Below are 18,152 nucleotides of genomic sequence, written 5' to 3'. Positions count from 1 at the left end.
GAACGGCCCCGCCCCCGCCTGGGTCGTCCGTGCCGACGACCCGGCAGCGCCGTGGGCCGTCCTCGTGCACGGCCGTGGCGTCACGCGTGCCGAGACGATCCGCGCCGTCCCCGTCTTCCGCGCCGCCGGGTACTCGGTGGTGCTCGCCTCGTGGCGGAACGACGGTGTCGCCCCGCCGAGCGTCGACGGCCGCTACGGCCTCGGCAGCACCGAGTGGGAGGACGTCGACTCCGTCCTCCGCTGGCTCACCGCGCAGGACGCCCAGAGCGTCGTGCTCATGGGCTGGTCGATGGGCGGCGCCGTCGTGCTGCAGACGCTGCTCCGCTCCCGCTTCGCCGGCCTGGTCGACGGGGTGGTCCTCGAGTCCCCGGTGGTCGACTGGCACGCCGTGCTGAAGTCGCAGAGCCAGCTCCTGCGTCTGCCACGTCCGGTCCGCAAGGTCGCGCAGCGGCTGCTCCGCACGCCGGTGCTGTATCGGCTCGCCGGGCTCCAGCAGCCCGTCGACCTGCGCGAGCTCGACATGGTCACGCGCTCCGATGAGCTCACGGTGCCGATCCTGCTGCTGCACAGCGACGACGACGGGTTCGTGCCGTCCTCGGCCTCGCACGACCTGGCCCGCGCACGGCCCGACCTGGTGCGGCTCGAGATCCAGACCACGGCCCGGCACACCAAGCTCTGGAACCACGACGCCGACTGGTTCGACGCCCGGATCCTCGCGTGGCTGACCGAGGTGGTCCAGCGGCGCGGGGCGGCCAGCGCGCGGTAGACGCGACCGGAGGGCGGACGGGAGGCGCGGTGCCAGCTGGCACCGCGCCTCCCGTCCGTCAGTGGGTCGCGTCTACGCGACCGCCGCCTGCACCTGCCGCTGGACGCGGCCGAGCATGCCCACCATGCCGCGGATCCGCAGGGGGCTGACCGCCTCGGACAGGCCGATGGTCAACGGGTAGTCCGTCGGGACGGCGAGCACCTGCTCGACGGTGAGGCCGGACAGTCCCTGCGCCAGGATCGAGGCGAAGCCGCGGGTGGTCGGCGCCTCGCGCGGGGCGGTGGCGTGCATCCGGACCACGTCCGGGGCGTCGCCGTCCTCGCCCACCGTCACGGTGATGAAGACGGGGGACTGGCACTCCTCGACGCGTTCGAGCTCGTCCTCGTGCCCCTGCAGGCGTTCGGGTAGCGCAGGCAGCTCGTTCGAGAACTCGAGCAGGAGCTGCAGGCGGTCCTTCTGGCCCAGGGCGAGGAAGTCGTCGCGGATCTCGGCGAGGGTGGCGGGGAGTGGTGCGTCGGTGCTGGCGTTCATCGGTTCGGAACAGTACCCGGCTCGGATCCCTGCACGATGGGGACGCGGACGGCGCTGCCCCACTCGGTCCACGAGCCGTCGTAGTTGCGGACGTTGTCGTAGCCGAGCAGGTGCTGCAGGACGAACCAGGTGTGGCTCGAGCGCTCACCGATGCGGCAGTAGGCGATCACCTCGTCGGCGTCACCGATGCCGGCGCCATCACGGTAGACGGCGTCGAGCTCGTCGCGCGACTTGAAGGTGCCGTCGGGAGCAGCGGCCGTCGCCCAGGGGATGTTCACGGCGGTGGGGACGTGGCCGCCGCGCAGCGCACCCTCTTCCGGGTAGTCGGGCGCGGTCGTGCGCTCCCCGCTGTACTCCGGGGCGCTGCGGACGTCGATGAGCGGCTTGCCGAGGTGCGCGAGGACGTCGTCCTTGAAGGCGCGGACGGGCTCGTCGTGCCGCTCGACGACGGGGTACTCGACGGGCGTGACCGGGGTCTCGTCGGTGGTCAGGGCGCGGTCCTCGGCGATCCACTTGCCGCGACCGCCGTCGAGCAGGCGGACGTCCTCGTGGCCGAACAGGGTGAACACCCAGAGGGCGTACGCCGCCCACCAGTTGTTCTTGTCGCCGTAGATCACGACGGTGGTGTCGCGGCCGATGCCCTTGCCGCCGAGGAGCTCGGCGAAGGCGGCGCCGTCGATGTAGTCGCGCTGCACCGGGTCGTTGAGGTCGGTGTGCCAGTCGACCTTTACAGCACCCGGGATGTGCCCCGTCTCGTAGAGCAGGACGTCCTCGTCGGACTCGACGACCACCAGGTCGGGCGCGCCGGCCCCGGCGTCGAGTTGCTCCTGCAGCCACTCGGTGGAGACGAGGCGCTCCGGGTGCGCGTAGGCGGCGAACTTCTCGGACGGGTCGACCGGTGCGGTCATCGGGGGTACCTCCAGGGGTGCGGGGGAGCGTGGTGCGGGGCGAGCGTGGTGCGGGGCGAGCATTGTGCCCGGGTGCGTGCTGCCGGCGCCGGACTAGGATCGGGCGTCGGTGCCTGTGGGCAACGGTACGCGGACGTACCGTGCTCCTGACGCAACGTGACACCCCACGACATGCTTCCCGGAAGGGTTCCCCGATTGCCCGCTCACCTCGTCGACCGTGATCCCCAGGTGACGCCGCAGCAGATGGCTGCGGCGCTCGTGCCCCCGCCGCAGTTCACGGACGCGTCGTTCGACTCGTACCGGCCGGACCCGGACTACGACTCGCAGGCCTCGGTCCGCGATGCCGTCGCCGCGTTCGTGGCCGCCGGTCCGACCGAGGCTCCGCGGCGCGGGCTGTTCGGGCGTCGGAAGCAGGCGGCGGAACCCGCGGCGAAGTCCGGCGTGTACCTGGACGGCGGGTTCGGTGTCGGCAAGACCCACCTGCTCGCAGCCGCCTACCACGCGGCCACCGGCCGGAAGACGTTCGGCACGTTCATCGAGTACACCGCGCTCGTGGGCGCCCTGGGGTTCCAGGGCACGGTCGACCTGCTCCGCGGCACCGCACTGGTGTGCATCGACGAATTCGAGCTCGACGACCCGGGCGACACGATGGTGATGACCCGGCTCATCAAGGAACTGACCGAGACCGGCACCCGCTTCGCCGCGACGTCGAACACGCCCCCGGGAGCCCTGGGTGAGGGACGCTTCGCCGCGCAGGACTTCCTGCGCGAGATCCAGGCGATGTCGGACCGGTTCGACACCATGCGCATCGACGGCCTGGACTACCGCCGACGTGCCGTGGACGAGTCGGCGCAGGTGGTGTCCGACGTGCCCGCCGCGCTGCCGTCCGGCTCCGTGACGCTCGACGACTTCGGTGCGGTGGTCGCGCACCTGGGTTCCGTGCACCCGTCGAAGTACGTCGCGCTGGTCGAGGACCTCGACGCCGTCGGGCTCACCGACGTCCGGGCGTTCACCGACCAGACCGACGCGCTGCGCTGGGTCGCCCTGGTGGACCGGCTGTACGACGCGCAGGTGCGCATCGTCGCGTCGGGCACGCCGCTCGACCAGGTGTACCCCGACGTGATGCTCGAGGGCGGGTACCGCAAGAAGTACCTGCGCGCGGCGTCCCGCGTGGTGGCGCTCACCCGCGCCTGAGCGTCGCTCGCCGTCAGACCGATCTGTCCACGGCGGTCTCCTGCCCCTCGCGCAGGGGACATCGGGCCGCTGGAAACACGACGTTTACAAACGGCGCGGTCGCGTTACATCCGCGAAACAGTTCGTGCTCCCTCGTGAAACCTCGCCTCGCCAGACTCTGTGACACCCGAGGCGGTCCAAGAGCCGCTCGTGCAATCGAGAGGTGAGCAGATGCTTGATCAGGGCAACACGACGTTCGTGTTGGTGATGGCTGCGCTGGTGTTGTTCATGACACCCGGCCTGGCCTTCTTCTACGGCGGCTTGGTGAAGGCCAAGTCCGTCATCTCCATGATGATGATGTCGTTCGGTGCGATCGCGCTCGTGAGCGTGCTCTGGGTGGTCTACGGCTACGCGATCGCCTTCGCCAACCACGGCGACGGCACGGCGGTCTCCGGCGTGGTCGGGTTCTTCAGCATCGACTGGAACCAGATCGGCCTCGGCCAGGCCTTCGAGGAGGCGCAGTCCTCGAACATCCAGGCGGCGTACCCGTCGATGGCCTTCGTCGGGTTCCAGGCGACGTTCGCGATCATCACCGTCGCGCTCATCTCCGGCGCCATCGCCGACCGCGCCAAGTTCGGCGCGTGGATGGTCTTCGCCGGCGTCTGGGTGACGGTCGTCTACTTCCCGGTCGCCTCGTGGGTCTTCAACCTGACCTCCGGCTGGGCCGCCACGTGGGGCGTCATCGACTTCGCCGGTGGCACCGCGGTGCACATCAACGCCGGTGCAGCGGGTCTCGCCCTGGCGATCGTCCTCGGCAAGCGCGTCGGCTTCGCCAAGGGTGCGCACAAGCCGCACAACCCGCCCTTCGTCCTGCTCGGTGCCGCCATCCTGTGGTTCGGCTGGTTCGGCTTCAACGCCGGCTCCGAGGGCGCTGCTGACGGCATCGCCGCGATCGCCTGGGTGAACACCCTCGCCGCCCCGGCCGCCGCCATCCTCGGCTGGCTGCTCATCGAGAAGCTCAAGGACGGCAAGGCCACCTCCGTCGGTGCCGCATCGGGTGCCGTCACCGGCCTCGTCGCGATCACCCCGGCCTGTGCCGCGCTGACCCCGGGCTGGGGCATCCTGCTCGGCTTCCTCGCCGGTATCGTCTGCTGCTTCGCGATCGACTGGAAGTACCGCCTGGGCTTCGACGACTCGCTCGACGTGGTCGGCGTCCACCTGGTCGGCGGCATCTTCGGCACGCTGTTCCTCGGCGTCTTCGCGAACGACACCGGCCTGATCTACTCCGGCTCGTTCGAGCAGCTCGGCAAGCAGGCGGCCGCAGCGGGCGCCGTCGGCGCGTACTCGTTCGTCCTGGCCTTCGTCATCGGCTGGATCATCGAGAAGACGATGGGCTTCCGCGTCAAGACCGAGGACGAGGTCGCCGGCATCGACACCGCGGTCCACGGCGAAGAGGGCTACGTCCTCTACGAGCAGACCGACGACAGCCCGGTCAGCGTCCGCTAGTCACCAGGCACCACCCGCAACGACGACGGGCCCCGCGCACACAGCAGCGCGGAGCCCGTCGTCGTTGCGTTGGTCGCGTTCTCGACGTGACCAACGCCGGGAGGCGCAGTGCGGGTCGGACCCGCACCGCGCCTCCAGGCAGATGGTCGCGTCAGCGACCCGCTGGTTCTGTTGGTTCCGCCGGTTCCGTCACCAGGCGTAGTCCTCCGGCGAGGTCTCGTGCCCCGGGAAGATCTCGTCGAGACGGTCCAGCGCACGCTGGTCGAGGCGGATGTCGACGGCGCGGACCGCGGACTCCCACTGCTCCATCGTGCGGGGGCCGGTGATCGGCGCGGTGACGCCGGGCTGGTGCAGCAGCCAGGCGAGGGCCAGCTCGCCGGGCGTGTGGCCGAGCTCCTTCGCGAACGACTCGTACGACTGCAGCTGATCGCGGTGCGCTTCGACGTACTCGGCGCTGCGGCCGGACAGCCGACGGGAGCCGTTCTCGGTCTTCTCGATGACGCCGCCGAGCAGGCCGCCCTGCAGCGGCGACCAGGGGATCACGCCGAGGCCGTACGCGCGGGCGGCGGGCAGGACCTCGCGCTCGACGTCGCGGACCACGAGGTTGTAGATCGACTGCTCGCTGACCAGGCCGAAGGTGTTCCGGCGCTTCGCTGCCTCCTGCGCCTGGGCGATGTGCCACCCGGCGAAGTTCGACGAGCCGACGTACAGGACCTTGCCCTGCTGCACGGCGACGTCGATCGCCTGCCAGATCTCGTCCCACGGCGTCGCACGGTCGACGTGGTGGAACTGGTACAGGTCGATGTGGTCGGTCTGCAGTCGCTGCAGGCTCGCGTCGAGCGACTGCCGGATGTTCAGGGCGCTCAGCTTGCCGCCGTTCGGCCAATCGGTCATCTCGCCGTAGACCTTCGTGGCGAGGACCGTCCTCTCGCGGCGACCGCCACCCTTGGCGAACCACCGTCCGATGATCTCCTCGGTGGCACCCTTGCCCACCGAGCCGCCGTAGCCGTTGGCGGTGTCGAAGAAGTTGACGCCGAGCTCGTGGGCCCGGTCCATGATCGCGTGCGAGTCGTCCTCGCTGGTCTCCGGGCCGAAGTTCATCGTGCCGAGCACGGCGCGGGAGACGGACAGACCGGTGCGACCGAGGTGTGTGTAGTCCATGAGACGGGTCTACTCGTGACGCGCTGGTGGCGCCAGGCCCTGGGAGTACCGGTCGAGTGGTGGGGAGTAGTCAGGGAGGACCACTCGAGAGGAGCAGCCATGCCAGCCAAGGACGAGATCCCCAGCACCCTGCAGCGGTCCCCGGAGCACGCGCAGGAGATCTTCGAGAAGACACTGGACTCGGCGAACGAGACGTACGGCCCGGGTGAGCGGGCGCACCGAACGGCGTTCGCCGCCGTGAAGCACGAGTACGAGAAGGTCGGCGACCACTGGGAGGAGAAGGAGTCCTCCGGGCCGTCCGACTCCGGTGCCGCCGGCTCCCGCGGTTCCGGGAAGACCGAGGGCGGTGTCGACGCGAACGCCTCGAAGGCGCACCTCATGGACGTCGCGAAGCGGCTCGACGTCAGCGGCCGCTCCAAGATGACGAAGGACGAGCTGGTCGAGGCGATCGGCAAGGCGAACGACCGCGCGACCGCTGCCGCGCGGAAGTGACCGTCGCGCGTGCCGTGCATGCCCCGCTCGGCATGCGGCGGTGGGGTGAGGGGGTAACGTGCCGACGATGAACATCCCAGCACTCCGCGGCAGCCGGATCCTCGGGTTCGGACACCACCAGCCCGAACGCGTCCTGACCAACGACGAGCTCTCGACGATGGTCGACACGAACGACGAGTGGATCCGCACCCGCACCGGGATCCAGACGCGTCGGATCGCCGGTCCCGACGACACCGTCACGTCGATGGCCATCGAGGCCGGGCGCCGTGCCCTCGCCGACGCCGGGGTGTCGCCCTCGGCCGTCGGACTCGTCATCGTCGCCTCCACCACCCACCAGGACCGCGCCCCGTACACGGCAGGCCGCGTTGCCGCTGCACTGGGCATGACGAACGGCCCGGCGCCGATCGACATCAACACCGCGTGCAGCGGCTTCGAGTACGCGCTCGGGCTCGCCGACCAGTCCATCCGCACCGGTTCGGCCGACGTCGCGCTCGTCATCGGGTCCGAGGTGCTGTCCGGCATCGCCGACTGGACCGACCGGTCGACGTGCGTGCTCGTCGGTGACGGGGCCGGTGCCGCCGTGCTCGGAGTCGCCGAGACGCCCGAGATCGGCCCGGTGTCGTGGGGGAGCGTGCCGCACCTGCTCGACGCCGTGCGTGTCGAAGGGTCGCCGGGGCGCTTCAACCAGGAGGGTCGCTCGATCTACCGGTGGGCCATCACCGAGGCCGAGGGGCACGCCCGCAAGGTCGTCGAGGCCGCCGGACTCACGATGGACGACATCGAGGTGTTCGCGTTCCACCAGGCGAACCTGCGGATCATCGAGCCGCTCGTCACCGCGCTCGGTGGGGAGTCGAAGTTCGTCATCCGTGACGTCGTCGAGTCCGGGAACACCTCGGCCGCCAGCGTGCCGCTCGGGCTCTCGAAGGCGTGGGAGCGTGGCGACCTCCCGGAGGGAGTGCCGGCCCTGCTGTTCGGGTTCGGTGGCGGGTTCGCCCACGCCGGGCAGGTCGTGACGACGCCGGTGCGGTCCTTCTAGGGCGCAGCTGCACGAACGGCCCGGGCTCGGGTGATCAGCATCCGTGCCCGGACCCTGCTCGGTCGTCGCGGCGGACCGTTCTCGGTCGGCGTGCCGGGCCGTTCTCGGTCGTCCTGGCTAACGCTTCGAGCGGGGGTCGTCCTGGCCCGGCTCGGTCCAGAGGTCCTGGTCCTTGCCTGCGCCGCGCTTCCACGGCAGGGCACGCCGGGTCTTCTCGGCAGCCGGGGTGACCGTCAGCACGATCGGGAACTCCGCCGGCGGCATCCCGAACCCGGTCCGCGACGCCTGGATCACCTTGCGCCCGAGTGCGTGGTTCCCCAGACCGCCGACCGCCGCTCCGATGCCGAACGGCAGCGCGCGGCCGAGGACCGAACCGCCCTGCCGGATGGCGAAGCGCTTGATGAACTGGTCACGGACCTGTCCGCCGATGCCGTTGACGACCTGCTTCGGCAGCGAGGACGTCACCATCTCGCCCCAGAACGCCGTCCGGGCCTGCCCGCCGGCAGCCTGGCCGGCGAGCTGCTTGATGAGCTGCGTGCCCGGCGCACCGAGGATCATCGCCATCACCAGGGTGCGGGCGCGCTCTGGGTCGTCCAGCGCGATGCCGTGCACCTCGGTCACCGACTGTGCGAACAGCGCGGTGGTCTCCAGGAACCCGACCGTCTCGGCGCCGCTCAGTCCGAGCGCAGCGGCCATCCCGACGCCGGGGATCACCGCGCTCGCACCGACCGCGGCACCGCCGGTCGTCACCGCTGCCAGGTACTGCCGCTCGAGGATCTGGATCACCTCGGCGGGGGTCGCGTCGGGCTTGCGGCGACGGATCGCGTTGACGTGCGCGACCACGACGGGACGCTGCACACTGATGACCCGATCGAGCCACTTCGCCCAGCCCGTGGGCTGGACCTGCTGCGTTCGGGGGTTGGACGTGGTGGGGGAGACCGGTGCGGTCGGCAGGGGCACGATCGACTGGTCCTTCGGGGCGCGGGCCATGCGATCACCGTACGCCGCACACGTGAGAGGCTCGCTGGATGGACACCGACCCCGCGCAGCGAGCACTCGACGACGCCCGTCGTGCGGCCGGATTCCTGACCGTCCGGCAGGTGGCCGCTCTCTCGCCCGAGGTCCGGGTCCTCGATCCGGCGTCCGTCCTGATCGGGGTTGGCGTGTCGATCCTGCCCGGAGTGCAGCTGTACCCGTCCACGACGCTCGAGACCCGTCACGGTGGGGCGATCACGCTGGCTGCCGGTGCCCGCCTGGGCCCCGGACCCGTGACCGTCGTCGCGTCTGCGGCGACGGTGCACATCGGGGAGGGCGCCGAACTCGGCCCGGGCCCCGTCACCGTCGTCGCGGACGGGTCCGACGTCGTGATCGGTGGTCGGGCTCGCCTGACGGCCGGGTGTCTCGTCGAGGGGCCGGCGCGGATCGGTGTGGGCGCGCAGGTGCTCGGGCCGGTGTCCGTGCGCGACGTCGAGCTCGAGGACGGCGGCGACCACCGCGAACCCGACCCGGACCACCGCGGCGGCGTGGTGAAGGGCACCGGGCCGGTCCGTGGGGTGCGCGTGGGGCTCGGCGAGGTCGTGGTCGGTGGGGCAGTGGACATCGGGGCGTCCTCCGGCCGCCCGCGGATCGAGCGTCAGCGCACGTACCACCCGGATGCGCCGCGTCGTCCGCGCTGATCGTCGAACACGCAGCCTCAGCACGGGACACCCGCACGCCGCAGGGCAGCCCGCACCCGGTCGGGCTGCATCAGGTCGGCCCACGAGAGCCGCACGACCGCGCGGACCTCGGGGAACGACCGGATGAAGTCCTCACGCCGCTTCTCGCGCCAATGCGCGTCCGCGGTGGATCGCCCGTCGAGCAGCGCCGGGTCCTCGTACTTCGCGCGGCCGTCGACCTCGACCACGACGCCCTGGTCCGGGAACCAGAAGTCCACGACCGCCGTGGCCGATCCGGCCCGGGCGAACACGTGCTGCTGCACCGGCTCCGGCACACCGAGCTCCCGGAAGCGCACGCGGCACACCGACTCCGCCGGTGACCCCGACAGCGCCGACCCCATCCCCACGGCGATCCCCGCCTTGGTCCGAGCGAAGGCCAGCGTTGCGTGTTCCGCATCCAGCGCCTCACGGTCGGCGAGCCGACGGGAGAGCACGGCATCGACGACGGGAAGTGCTTCGAGCAAGGAGCGTGTCGCAGCGACGTCGATGGCGGTCCTCGAGGCCGTCGTGGTGGGGGTCGCCTGCTGATCGACGAGGACTGCGGGTGGCCGCTCCTGTGCACCGTGCCGGACGAACCACGCCGTGACACGGGTGTGCGTCGTGGTCGGATCGGTGAGGTGCACCTTGGGTGGTGCTGCCCCGATCAACGGGAGCCCGAGGACCGCGCAGGCAGACTGGTGTGAGACGACATCGGTCGCTCGGAGTCGGTGCGCCGAGGCACGAACGAGCACGTGGTGCTGCTCACCGGGGTGCATCCCGTCGAGTGCATCCAGGCGGACGAGGACGCCGGGGCGGAGGCGTTCGTACCGTCCCCGGTGGACATCGCGCTCGAGCGCGCGGCGTTCAGCGGAGGTCGCCCCCGTCGTGCGGATCAGTTCGACGTCGTTCGCTCTGGACATGACACCAGGCTCGCCGAACCTCGTGGCCCAGCTCTCGCCATCGCCCAGTCTGTGGAGAGCCGGGCGGCGACGACGACCTGTGCAGGACTGACCAGCTGCAATGCGCGTGCATCTTGCGACGACCCACGCGTCGAACGACTCGTGTCTTGTCGTCACATGCACGCGCAACCTCTGCGTACACATCTTCCGACGATCCACGCCGAGAACGACTGGTGGACTGTCGCAGAACGGGTGCGAAGCAGCCGCGCCCGCCGCCCGCGCTACACCCGCGCGAGCTCCGCCCGCAGCGGCAGGTCCTGCTCCTCGAGGATGACCTGCGCGCCCACGGCCGTCCGGGCGTTCACGACGATCGGCGCGAGCAGGTTGACCGTGGTGCCGGATGCGCCGGGGTTCGCGACGACGAGCAGCATCGCGTCGGCGGGGTCGGTCAGCCCGAGCCCGGCGGCCTGCTCGTCGGTGAGCTCCGGCGCGTACGACGGCAGGTGCACCGCGGCGTCGAGCAGGAACAGCCGTGCGTCGTCGCCGACGAGCGTGAAGAGCCCCTCGGCGCCGTCGACCGGCGACAGCTCGAAGGCCGCGGCGGGGGCGAGCCCGAACGGCGGGACGGCGAAGGTCAGGGAGATGCTCATCGGAGGTAGTCCATCAGGGTCGGCTGCAGGACCTTCGCGGTGACGGCGAGGGCTGCCTGGTAGTTGGTCTGCTGCACCTGCAGGTCGAGGACGGCCTTGGCGAGGTCGACGTCCTCGATGTCGGCGCGACGGCCCTCGAGCGAGACGGTCGCGGACTTCAGCGAGTCCTGCGCCGTGAGCGCGGCGGCGTGCCGGATCCCGACGTCGGCCTGGGCGCCGCGGACGGTCCCGAGTGCGCCGTCCACGTCGTTGATCCGAGCGTTCACGTTCACCCCGTTCTGCAGGTCGTTGACGATGGAGTCGATCACCGCGAACACCGAGTCGTCGCCGGAGCCGAAGACCGCGGTGCCGGCGGTGTCGACGCGCACGGTCGTGCCGTCCCCGATCCGCCGGGACACGTCGGTGCCGGCGGCCGCCCAGCCCGTGGCCGGGTCGTAGGCAGCAGCGGCGGTCGACGATCCCGCGAACACCGAGCGGGTGCCGTAGGTCGTGTTGGCACGGGCCTCGAGGTCGGCCTTGAGCGACCGGAACTGCGTGACGAAGGCGTCGCGGTTCGTGTCGCTCATGGTGCCGGAGTTCGCGGCCTGCACGGTGAGGTCGCGCACGTTGTTGAGCACCGAGTAGACGCTCGACAGTGCACTGTCGGTCGTCGCGAGCCAGGCCGCGGCGTCGTTCGCGTTCCGCGAGTACTGCGCCGCGGCGGCCTGCTCCTTGCGCACCTGCATCGACGAAGCGGTGCCGACCGGGTCGTCCGAGGGCTTCTGGATCGCACGCAGCGTCGTGGCCTGGTCGGTGAGCTCGGCGACCCGCGCGGCACCGGCCTGCAGCCGGGCCGACGCAGCCGCCATCGACATCTGGGTGGTCACACGGGTGATCACGATCAGCCCCTCCCGACGAGTCCGACGCGGTTGATGATGGTGTCGAGCATCTCGTCGACCGCGGTCAGGACGCGCGCCGCGCCCTGGTACGCGTGCTGGTAGCTCAGCAGGTTGACGTTCTCCTCGTCGAGGTCGACGCCGGCGCTCGACTGCTGCTGGGTGCGTGCGTTGGTGAGCGCGAGTCCGGTCATAGTGGATTCCGACGTCGCCGACCTGGAGGCGGTGCCCACCCCCGCCACGAACGTCGCCCAGACCTGGTCGGCACCGTCCGACGACGCACCGAGTCGCGCGAGCGCGTCGGCGAACGAGTCGTCGAGTTCCCCCGCCGCGTTCCGCGTCGCCAGCCCACTGGCGTCCGTGGGGACGACGCCGAGCGCCTGGGCGGCCGGGACGCCGGTCGCCAGGGAGAAGAAGGGTGCGCCGGTGGTGCCGGCCGGGGTGGTCCCGGCGGCGTGCAGGGTGTTCACGGTGGTGGCGAGCCGCGTGGCCACGGCGTCGTAGGACGCGGAGGCCTCGGCGAGTGCGCCGCCGGTACCGGTGCCGGACGCCGGCGCGAGGACCGCGAGGGCGCCGCCGATGGAGCCGCCGCTCAGCCCGACCGCCCCAGCCGTTCCGGTGGTCCAGGTCAGGGTGACCGCGGTGCCGTCGGCCAGACGCTCGCCGCCGCCGAGGGCGACCGAGCGGGCGTCGGTGCCCTGCACGAGCGGGTTGCCGCCGAGGAGCACGTCGACCGTGCCGTCGGCGTTCGTCCGGGTGGTGCCGCCGGCGAGCGTGGCGATCTGCTGCGTGAGCTGGTCGCGCTGGTCGAGCAGCTCGTTGGCGCTGCCGCCCGAGGCGAGCGCGGTGCGGATCCGGCCGTTCAGGTCGGCGACCTGCTCCGCGGCGCCGTTCAGCTGGGCGACCTGCCCGGTCAGGGTGCCGCGCACCGAGGACCACTGCGCGTCGACGGCCTTCGAGCCGGCGGCCAGGGCGGAGACGACGGTACCGGCGGCCCCGAGCACGGCGCTGGCGGCACCCGGGTCGTCGGGGTGGCTGGCGAGCTCGCTCCAGGACGACCAGAACGCGTCGAGCTTGGCGCTCAGGCCGTCCTTGCCGGGCTCGTGCAACCCGGTCTCGAGGGCGGACAGCGCCGTGGCGCGGGCGTCGGCGTAGGCGGACGAACCGGCGGCGACGCGGACGCCGGCGTCGAGCGTCAGGGACGCCAGGCGGGCGATGCCGTCGACCGAGACGCCCTGGCCGGCGAGGGCCGCGGTGCCCCGCATGAACCCGGTCTGGGTCGCGGGGATCGAGTTCTGCGTGACGCGCTGCCGCGTGTACCCGGCGGTGCCGGCGTTCGCGATGTTCTGGCCGGTGACGTCGATGCCGGCACGGGCGGCGGCGAGGCCGGAGTAGGCGGTCGCGAGGGATCCGAAGGTGCTGACCACGGTGCTACAGCGTCCCCTCGAACAGGCGGGCGCCGTCCTGGCCTGCGCCGGACGTGCCACTGGCGTCGTAGGTGGCGGCACCGGTGACGGTCCCCGCCAGGGTCTCCTCGGTGGCCTGGGCGGCGGCACGGAGGAACCGGTCGTTCTCGTCGCGCAGGGCGCCGATCTGGGTGGTCAGTTCGACCATCGCGGTGAGGTGCGACGACAGGATCTCACCCCACGGCCCGTTCGGTGCCGCGGCGACGACATCGCGCAGGGGAGCGTCGGCGGGGACGCCCCACTCCTCGGCGACCTCGGCGCTCTGTGCGGCGCGTTCGAGACCGGTGCTGCGGAGCCGGTCGAGGACCTGCTCGACCTCGCGGCTGGCGTGCGACACCCAGCGGGAGCGGCCCGCGGTGAGCAGGAGCTGCTCCTCCTCGAGCTTGAAGGTGAGCAGTTCGAGCAGCTCGCGTTCGCGCCAGAGCACGGCGGACAGGTCGTTCACGCTCATCAGCTCCTCCCAGGTGGTGGTTCGTCGGGGTGGCCCCCGGTCCGTCATCCTGCGGACACCGGGACCTATCGACTCGGTGACCGCGACCGTAAGCCCCGGCGCCCGAGTGCCGTCACCCGTACTCGTCGACGCTGTGACCCGATGACCCCCGTCGGGGGACAAGAACGAGCGTTCCCGACCCCGGGTCCCCCCAAATGCCGACCGGAAACGGGGCCTGACACCCCCGCACTGGGGACGGTTGTGCACCTGTTCAGCGCATTGCCAGCCGATACATTCAGAACGCACCCCGGGGGACACCCGGAACCGCTCGGGAACGATGCGGGCTGCACCGCTCGGAGGGACCCGGGCGGGTCTTCGGCGTACGCACCGGCCATCCGAGGCCGGCGTCCGTCGCGCCCACGGACGGGTGAGCCGACACACGTCAGGTCGACCAGGGGAACAGCATGGACCGCACCGAACGCAACGCGATGATCGTGGAGCACCTCCCGCTCGTGGGCTACATCGTGGCCGACGTCCGCTCCCGGGCGACGCACCTGGACCGCGACGACCTCGCCGCCGTCGGGTCCCTCGCACTCGTCGCAGCCGCCGAGGCCTTCGACCCCACCCTCGGCGTGCCGTTCGGCGCCTACGCCCGCACCCGGATCGCCGGCGCACTGGCGGACGACATGCGCTCGGCCGACTGGGCGTCCCGCGGTACCCGGAAGCGGATCCGCGAGACCCTCGCCACGCAGGAGGCCCTGTCCGCGCGCCTCGGCCGGAGCGTCGGTGCGCAGGAGATCGCCGATGCCATGGGCGTCGACAAGCAGACCGCCGTCGACGCGATGAGCGACGCCGCCCGCACCGTCGCGCCGCTCGACGAGACCGTGCACGACCTCGTCGCCGCGGACCTGCCGCTCCCCGGGGACGACCTGCTCGAGACCGAGAAGCGCCGGTACCTCCGCGCCGCGGTCGAAGCCCTGCCGGAGCGGATGCGCTTCATCGTCGAGGCCGTCTACTTCGGTGACCGCTCGGTCACCGACGTCGCCGCCGAGCTCGGCATCACGCACTCGGCCGTCTCGCAGCAGCGCTCCGAGGCGATGCGCCTGCTCCACGACGGTCTCGCCGCCCACTACGGCGACGGCACGACCGTCGAGCCCGCGAGCCGCACCACCGCGGCCCGCCGCAGCGCCTACCTCGCCCGTGTCGCCACGAACGCCGCCGCCGGTGTCGCCCGTGCGGTGCACGACGCCGCAGCAGCACCGGCCGTCGCGGCGAGTTGAGACGTCGGCGGAAACTTCTCCGCCGATCCCCTAACGACTCCCGGCAACCGGTCGAGAGTCATCCATGTCAGCCCACGGACGGGCCGACGCACGACCCACATTCACGGAGGAAACCACCATGGGTATGTCCATCAACACCAACCTCTCGGCACTCAACACGTACCGGAACCTGAACTCGACGCAGAACGACCTGTCGAAGTCCCTCGAGAAGCTCTCGAGCGGCCTCCGCATCAACCGTGCTGCCGACGACGCGTCCGGTCTGACGATCTCCGAGGGGCTGAAGTCCCAGGTCGGTGGCCTCACGGTCGCCGCCCGCAACGCGCAGGACGGCATCTCCGTCGTGCAGACCGCTGAAGGTGGCCTCACCGAGACCCACTCGATCCTCCAGCGCATGCGCGACCTGGCCGTCCAGGCCGGCAACGACTCGAACAACGCGGACTCCCGCACGGCGATCACCACCGAGGTCGGCGAGCTCACCAAGGAGCTCACCCGCATCTCGGCGTCGACCAACTTCAACGGCATCAACCTGCTCGACGGCTCCGCCGGCGCCGCAGGCGTCCTGAAGTTCCAGGTCGGCGCGAACGGCGACGCGGCGAGCCAGATCGACGTGGACCTGTCGAAGTCGAACGTGGAGTCCGTGTCGACCGCGGTCGGCGCGCTCACCTTCGACTCGGCGACGAACGCTCAGGCTGCCATCACCGCGATCGACGAGCAGATCAAGTACGTCTCCGCCGCCCGTTCGAGCATCGGTGCAGTCCAGAACCGCTTCGACCACGCCATCAACGTGACGAACGTGGCCAAGGAGAACCTCACCGCTGCCTCCTCGCGCATCACCGACGTCGACATGGCGGAGGAGATGGTCAAGTACACGCGCGACAACATCCTCAGCCAGGCCGGCACCTCGATGCTCGCGCAGGCGAACCAGAGCACCCAGGGCGTGCTCTCGCTCCTGCGCTAGCCATCACGACGTCCGTCCTCCGGGCCCCTTCGGGCGCGGAGGACGGACGCCGCCGTCCTGACCACCTCCACGACGCCAGGGAGTGTCGACGATGTCCTCGTCCGTGTCATCGAGCACCAGCCTCGCGATCGACGGTCTGGTCAGCGGTCTCAAGACGACCGACCTCATCAACTCGCTGATGAGCGTCGAGGGGGTCCCGCAGACCCTGCTCAAGAACAAGCTCACCACCACCAACTCGTTCATCTCGTCACTGCAGACGCTCAACGGGTTGATCCAGGGGCTCGCCACGAAGGCCGCGGACGCCGCGAAGGCCTCGTCGCTCGACCTCTTCGCCGCGACGAGCACCGCGCCGAGCGTCACCGCCGTCACCGGTACCGGAGCGACCGCGGGCTCCATCAGCTTCACCGTCGGATCGACCGCCGCGGCCCAGGTCGGGGTGACGGCCGCGATGTCGACGTGGTCGACCGGTGCGCAGCCGATCACGATCGTCGGCACGGACGGGAAGTCCACCACCGTGACGCCGGCGTCCGGCTCGCTCGACGACGCCGTGTCCGCCCTGAACAAGTCCGGTGCGGGCGTCACCGCGACGAAGGTCTCCGCCGGCACCGACGCCGACGGCACCAAGCTCTACCGCCTGCAGCTCACGTCCGCCAAGACCGGGGCGGCCGGCGGGTTCCAGGTGTACCGGGGCGGCGCCGACGACGCGGCAGCGGGCACCGCGACGAACGTCCTCACCGAGACCGGTGCCGCCGTCGTCACCGCGGCGACCGACGCCAGCGTCACCCTCTGGGCCGGCACCGCCGCCGCGCAGACGGTCACGAGCGCCACGAACACCTTCACCGGTCTCGTCCCCGGGGTCGACGTCACCGTCTCGAAGGCCACCACCGAGCCCGTCACCGTGACGGTCGCGCAGGACACCACCAAGGCGCAGTCCGTCGCCTCCGGGCTCGTCGACGCGATGAACGCGATCGCGGCCTACTACAAGACGAACACCGCGGTGTCGAGCTCGACCAGCGCGACGTCCGGCACCACGACCACGAAGGCCGGCGTCCTGCTCGGCGACGGTGCGTCCCGCGACGCCGTGCAGCGGCTCACGAGCACGATGTCCGCCCCGGTCGACGGCAAGTCCCCGTCGACGATCGGCATCGTGATCACGAAGGACGGCACGTTCACCTTCGACCCCGAGGTCTTCCAGAAGGCCCTCGCGACCGACCCGAAGGCCACCCAGGCGATGCTCTCCGGGGTCGCCGCGAACGTCGGCGCCGCGGCCACCGCGGCGTCCGACAAGTACGACGGCTCGGTCACCACGTCCATCACCGGGCAGCAGGCCGTCGCCAAGGACCTCACCACCCAGATCGACAGCTGGACCGACCGGCTGGCGATGCGCCGAGCCTCGCTGCAGACCCTCTACTCATCCCTCGAGACCAGCCTCAGCAAGCTCCAGTCGCAGTCGAGCTGGCTCGCCAGCCAGCTCGCTTCGACGTCGAGCTGACGGGAACGACCATGACCTTCGACTTCCAGGCAGCCGCCTTCCGCCAGGCCGCCCAGCCGCGCACCGTCACCGACCAGCGCCGTGCCCAGTACACGAACGAGGCCGTGCTGTCGGCGACGCCGGCCCAGCTCGTGACGATGCTCTACGACCGGCTGCTGCTCGACCTGCACCGTGCCGAGGCCGCGCAGGTCGCCGCCGACTGGGAGGCGGCCCGCGAGCAGCTCCTGCACGCCCAGGCGATCGTCGGCGAGCTCTCGAGCACCCTCCGGATCGACGTCTGGGACGGCGGCGAGGGCCTGCTCGCCGTCTACAACTACGCCTCCACGTCGCTCATCACGGCGAACGTGCACCGCGACGTGCAGGCCACCCGCGACTGCATCCGGATCCTCGAACCGCTGCGTCAGTCGTGGCACGAGGCAGCCGCGTCGCTGCCCGCGACGCCCGCCACGCAGCAGCCGACCGGGGGAGCCCTCGGTGTCGCCTGAGCCGTCCGCAGAACGAGCCGCATGGGAGGCCCTGCTCACGTCCCTGGAGCACGACGCGGCCGGGCAGGCGGCCGATTCCACGGCCGTGGCCGGGTGGTCGGAGCCGGCCGGGCTGGGACCGCTGCCGCGGGACCTGGTGGGACGGGCCTCCCGGCTGCTCGCCGCGCAGCGGGACCGCATGACGGTGCTCGAGGCGGACCGCCGCTCGACGCTGGAGCACCTCGGTGCCCTGCGCGCCGTCGATGCCACGCGCGAGCCCCGTGGCTCCGTGTACCTCGACGCTTCCGCCTGACCCGCGCCCCCGCACCAGTTCTGCGACAGAGCACCCGTCGATCGACGGGTGCTCTGTC

Annotated in this window: 20 protein-coding genes; 11 read left to right on the top strand and 9 right to left on the bottom strand. The window is 71.3% G+C overall.

Annotated elements, in window-relative coordinates:
* Positions 1 to 766 (top strand): S9 family peptidase (locus DEJ09_RS07520; protein ID WP_111088089.1); only part of this gene is annotated, 766 nt, incomplete at its 5' end.
* A 72-nt stretch (positions 767 to 838) separates the two neighbouring features.
* Here the strand turns inward: DEJ09_RS07520 and DEJ09_RS07515 are convergent.
* Positions 839 to 1,297, bottom strand: coding sequence for a SufE family protein (locus DEJ09_RS07515; protein WP_027465483.1), 459 nt, complete (start codon positions 1,295 to 1,297; stop codon positions 839 to 841).
* Complete coding sequence (locus DEJ09_RS07510) at positions 1,294 to 2,205, bottom strand: sulfurtransferase (RefSeq protein ID WP_111088088.1); 912 nt, start codon at positions 2,203 to 2,205, stop codon at positions 1,294 to 1,296. The genes DEJ09_RS07515 and DEJ09_RS07510 overlap by 4 nt, the downstream gene beginning before the upstream one ends.
* A gap of 171 nt (positions 2,206 to 2,376) precedes the next feature.
* On the opposite strand from DEJ09_RS07510, the gene zapE reads away from it, so the two are divergent.
* Together zapE and DEJ09_RS07500 are read left to right on the top strand one after the other, a co-directional pair.
* A complete protein-coding gene (zapE, locus tag DEJ09_RS07505; RefSeq protein ID WP_111030005.1) occupies positions 2,377 to 3,399 on the top strand; it encodes a cell division protein ZapE in 1,023 nt (340 codons plus the stop codon).
* Between the two features lie 210 nt (positions 3,400 to 3,609).
* The gene (locus tag DEJ09_RS07500; protein ID WP_111088087.1) at positions 3,610 to 4,884 is read left to right on the top strand and encodes an ammonium transporter; all 1,275 of its coding nucleotides are present in this window, start codon (positions 3,610 to 3,612) and stop codon (positions 4,882 to 4,884) included.
* Between the two features lie 189 nt (positions 4,885 to 5,073).
* Here DEJ09_RS07500 and DEJ09_RS07495 read toward each other — a convergent pair whose 3' ends face one another.
* The gene (locus DEJ09_RS07495) at positions 5,074 to 6,045 is read right to left on the bottom strand and encodes an aldo/keto reductase (RefSeq protein ID WP_111088086.1); all 972 of its coding nucleotides are present in this window, start codon (positions 6,043 to 6,045) and stop codon (positions 5,074 to 5,076) included.
* A gap of 99 nt (positions 6,046 to 6,144) precedes the next feature.
* On the opposite strand from DEJ09_RS07495, the gene DEJ09_RS07490 reads away from it, so the two are divergent.
* Together DEJ09_RS07490 and DEJ09_RS07485 are read left to right on the top strand one after the other, a co-directional pair.
* Positions 6,145 to 6,537 (top strand): ChaB family protein, encoded by a 393-nt coding sequence (locus tag DEJ09_RS07490; RefSeq protein WP_071403938.1) that lies wholly within the window; start codon positions 6,145 to 6,147, stop codon positions 6,535 to 6,537.
* A 67-nt stretch (positions 6,538 to 6,604) separates the two neighbouring features.
* The gene (locus DEJ09_RS07485; protein ID WP_111022822.1) at positions 6,605 to 7,573 is read left to right on the top strand and encodes a beta-ketoacyl-ACP synthase III; all 969 of its coding nucleotides are present in this window, start codon (positions 6,605 to 6,607) and stop codon (positions 7,571 to 7,573) included.
* Between the two features lie 117 nt (positions 7,574 to 7,690).
* Here the strand turns inward: DEJ09_RS07485 and DEJ09_RS07480 are convergent, their stop codons facing one another.
* Positions 7,691 to 8,563, bottom strand: coding sequence for a hypothetical protein (locus tag DEJ09_RS07480; protein WP_181433298.1), 873 nt, complete (start codon positions 8,561 to 8,563; stop codon positions 7,691 to 7,693).
* 38 nt (positions 8,564 to 8,601) lie between these two features.
* Here DEJ09_RS07480 and DEJ09_RS07475 point away from each other — a divergent pair, with 38 nt between their 5' ends.
* Positions 8,602 to 9,249 (top strand): hypothetical protein, encoded by a 648-nt coding sequence (locus DEJ09_RS07475; protein WP_111088085.1) that lies wholly within the window; start codon positions 8,602 to 8,604, stop codon positions 9,247 to 9,249.
* Positions 9,250 to 9,266: 17 nt separating this feature from the next.
* On the opposite strand, the gene DEJ09_RS07470 is transcribed toward DEJ09_RS07475, so the two are convergent.
* The 5 genes from DEJ09_RS07470 to DEJ09_RS07450 form a co-directional block, all read right to left on the bottom strand.
* The gene (locus DEJ09_RS07470; protein ID WP_111088084.1) at positions 9,267 to 10,187 is read right to left on the bottom strand and encodes a hypothetical protein; all 921 of its coding nucleotides are present in this window, start codon (positions 10,185 to 10,187) and stop codon (positions 9,267 to 9,269) included.
* A gap of 260 nt (positions 10,188 to 10,447) precedes the next feature.
* Positions 10,448 to 10,816, bottom strand: a complete 369-nt coding sequence (gene fliW / locus DEJ09_RS07465; protein ID WP_027465503.1) for a flagellar assembly protein FliW — start codon at positions 10,814 to 10,816, stop codon at positions 10,448 to 10,450.
* A complete protein-coding gene (locus DEJ09_RS07460; protein WP_111088083.1) occupies positions 10,813 to 11,694 on the bottom strand; it encodes a flagellin in 882 nt (293 codons plus the stop codon). The genes fliW and DEJ09_RS07460 overlap by 4 nt, the downstream gene beginning before the upstream one ends.
* A gap of 2 nt (positions 11,695 to 11,696) precedes the next feature.
* Positions 11,697 to 13,118, bottom strand: coding sequence for a flagellar hook-associated protein FlgK (gene flgK / locus DEJ09_RS07455; RefSeq protein WP_111088082.1), 1,422 nt, complete (start codon positions 13,116 to 13,118; stop codon positions 11,697 to 11,699).
* A gap of 4 nt (positions 13,119 to 13,122) precedes the next feature.
* Positions 13,123 to 13,608 (bottom strand): flagellar protein FlgN, encoded by a 486-nt coding sequence (locus DEJ09_RS07450; RefSeq protein WP_071403931.1) that lies wholly within the window; start codon positions 13,606 to 13,608, stop codon positions 13,123 to 13,125.
* A 443-nt stretch (positions 13,609 to 14,051) separates the two neighbouring features.
* On the opposite strand from DEJ09_RS07450, the gene DEJ09_RS07445 reads away from it, so the two are divergent.
* From DEJ09_RS07445 to DEJ09_RS07425, 5 genes are all read left to right on the top strand, one after another.
* The gene (locus DEJ09_RS07445; protein ID WP_111088081.1) at positions 14,052 to 14,867 is read left to right on the top strand and encodes a sigma-70 family RNA polymerase sigma factor; all 816 of its coding nucleotides are present in this window, start codon (positions 14,052 to 14,054) and stop codon (positions 14,865 to 14,867) included.
* A gap of 118 nt (positions 14,868 to 14,985) precedes the next feature.
* Positions 14,986 to 15,825, top strand: a complete 840-nt coding sequence (locus DEJ09_RS07440; RefSeq protein ID WP_071403929.1) for a flagellin — start codon at positions 14,986 to 14,988, stop codon at positions 15,823 to 15,825.
* 103 nt (positions 15,826 to 15,928) lie between these two features.
* Positions 15,929 to 17,317 (top strand): flagellar filament capping protein FliD, encoded by a 1,389-nt coding sequence (gene fliD, locus DEJ09_RS07435; RefSeq protein WP_258373824.1) that lies wholly within the window; start codon positions 15,929 to 15,931, stop codon positions 17,315 to 17,317.
* Between the two features lie 11 nt (positions 17,318 to 17,328).
* Positions 17,329 to 17,802, top strand: coding sequence for a flagellar export chaperone FliS (gene fliS, locus DEJ09_RS07430; protein WP_084740422.1), 474 nt, complete (start codon positions 17,329 to 17,331; stop codon positions 17,800 to 17,802).
* Positions 17,792 to 18,094 (top strand): hypothetical protein, encoded by a 303-nt coding sequence (locus tag DEJ09_RS07425; protein WP_111088080.1) that lies wholly within the window; start codon positions 17,792 to 17,794, stop codon positions 18,092 to 18,094. Before fliS ends, DEJ09_RS07425 begins: the two co-directional genes overlap by 11 nt.
* Positions 18,095 to 18,152: the final 58 nt, after the last annotated feature.

It is taken from the genome of Curtobacterium sp. MCLR17_055, assembly GCF_003234305.1.
Classification (GTDB): Bacteria; Actinomycetota; Actinomycetes; order Actinomycetales; family Microbacteriaceae; genus Curtobacterium; species Curtobacterium flaccumfaciens.
Note: the sequence above shows the minus strand (reverse complement) of the source record. Positions and strands in the feature narration are given on the sequence as shown.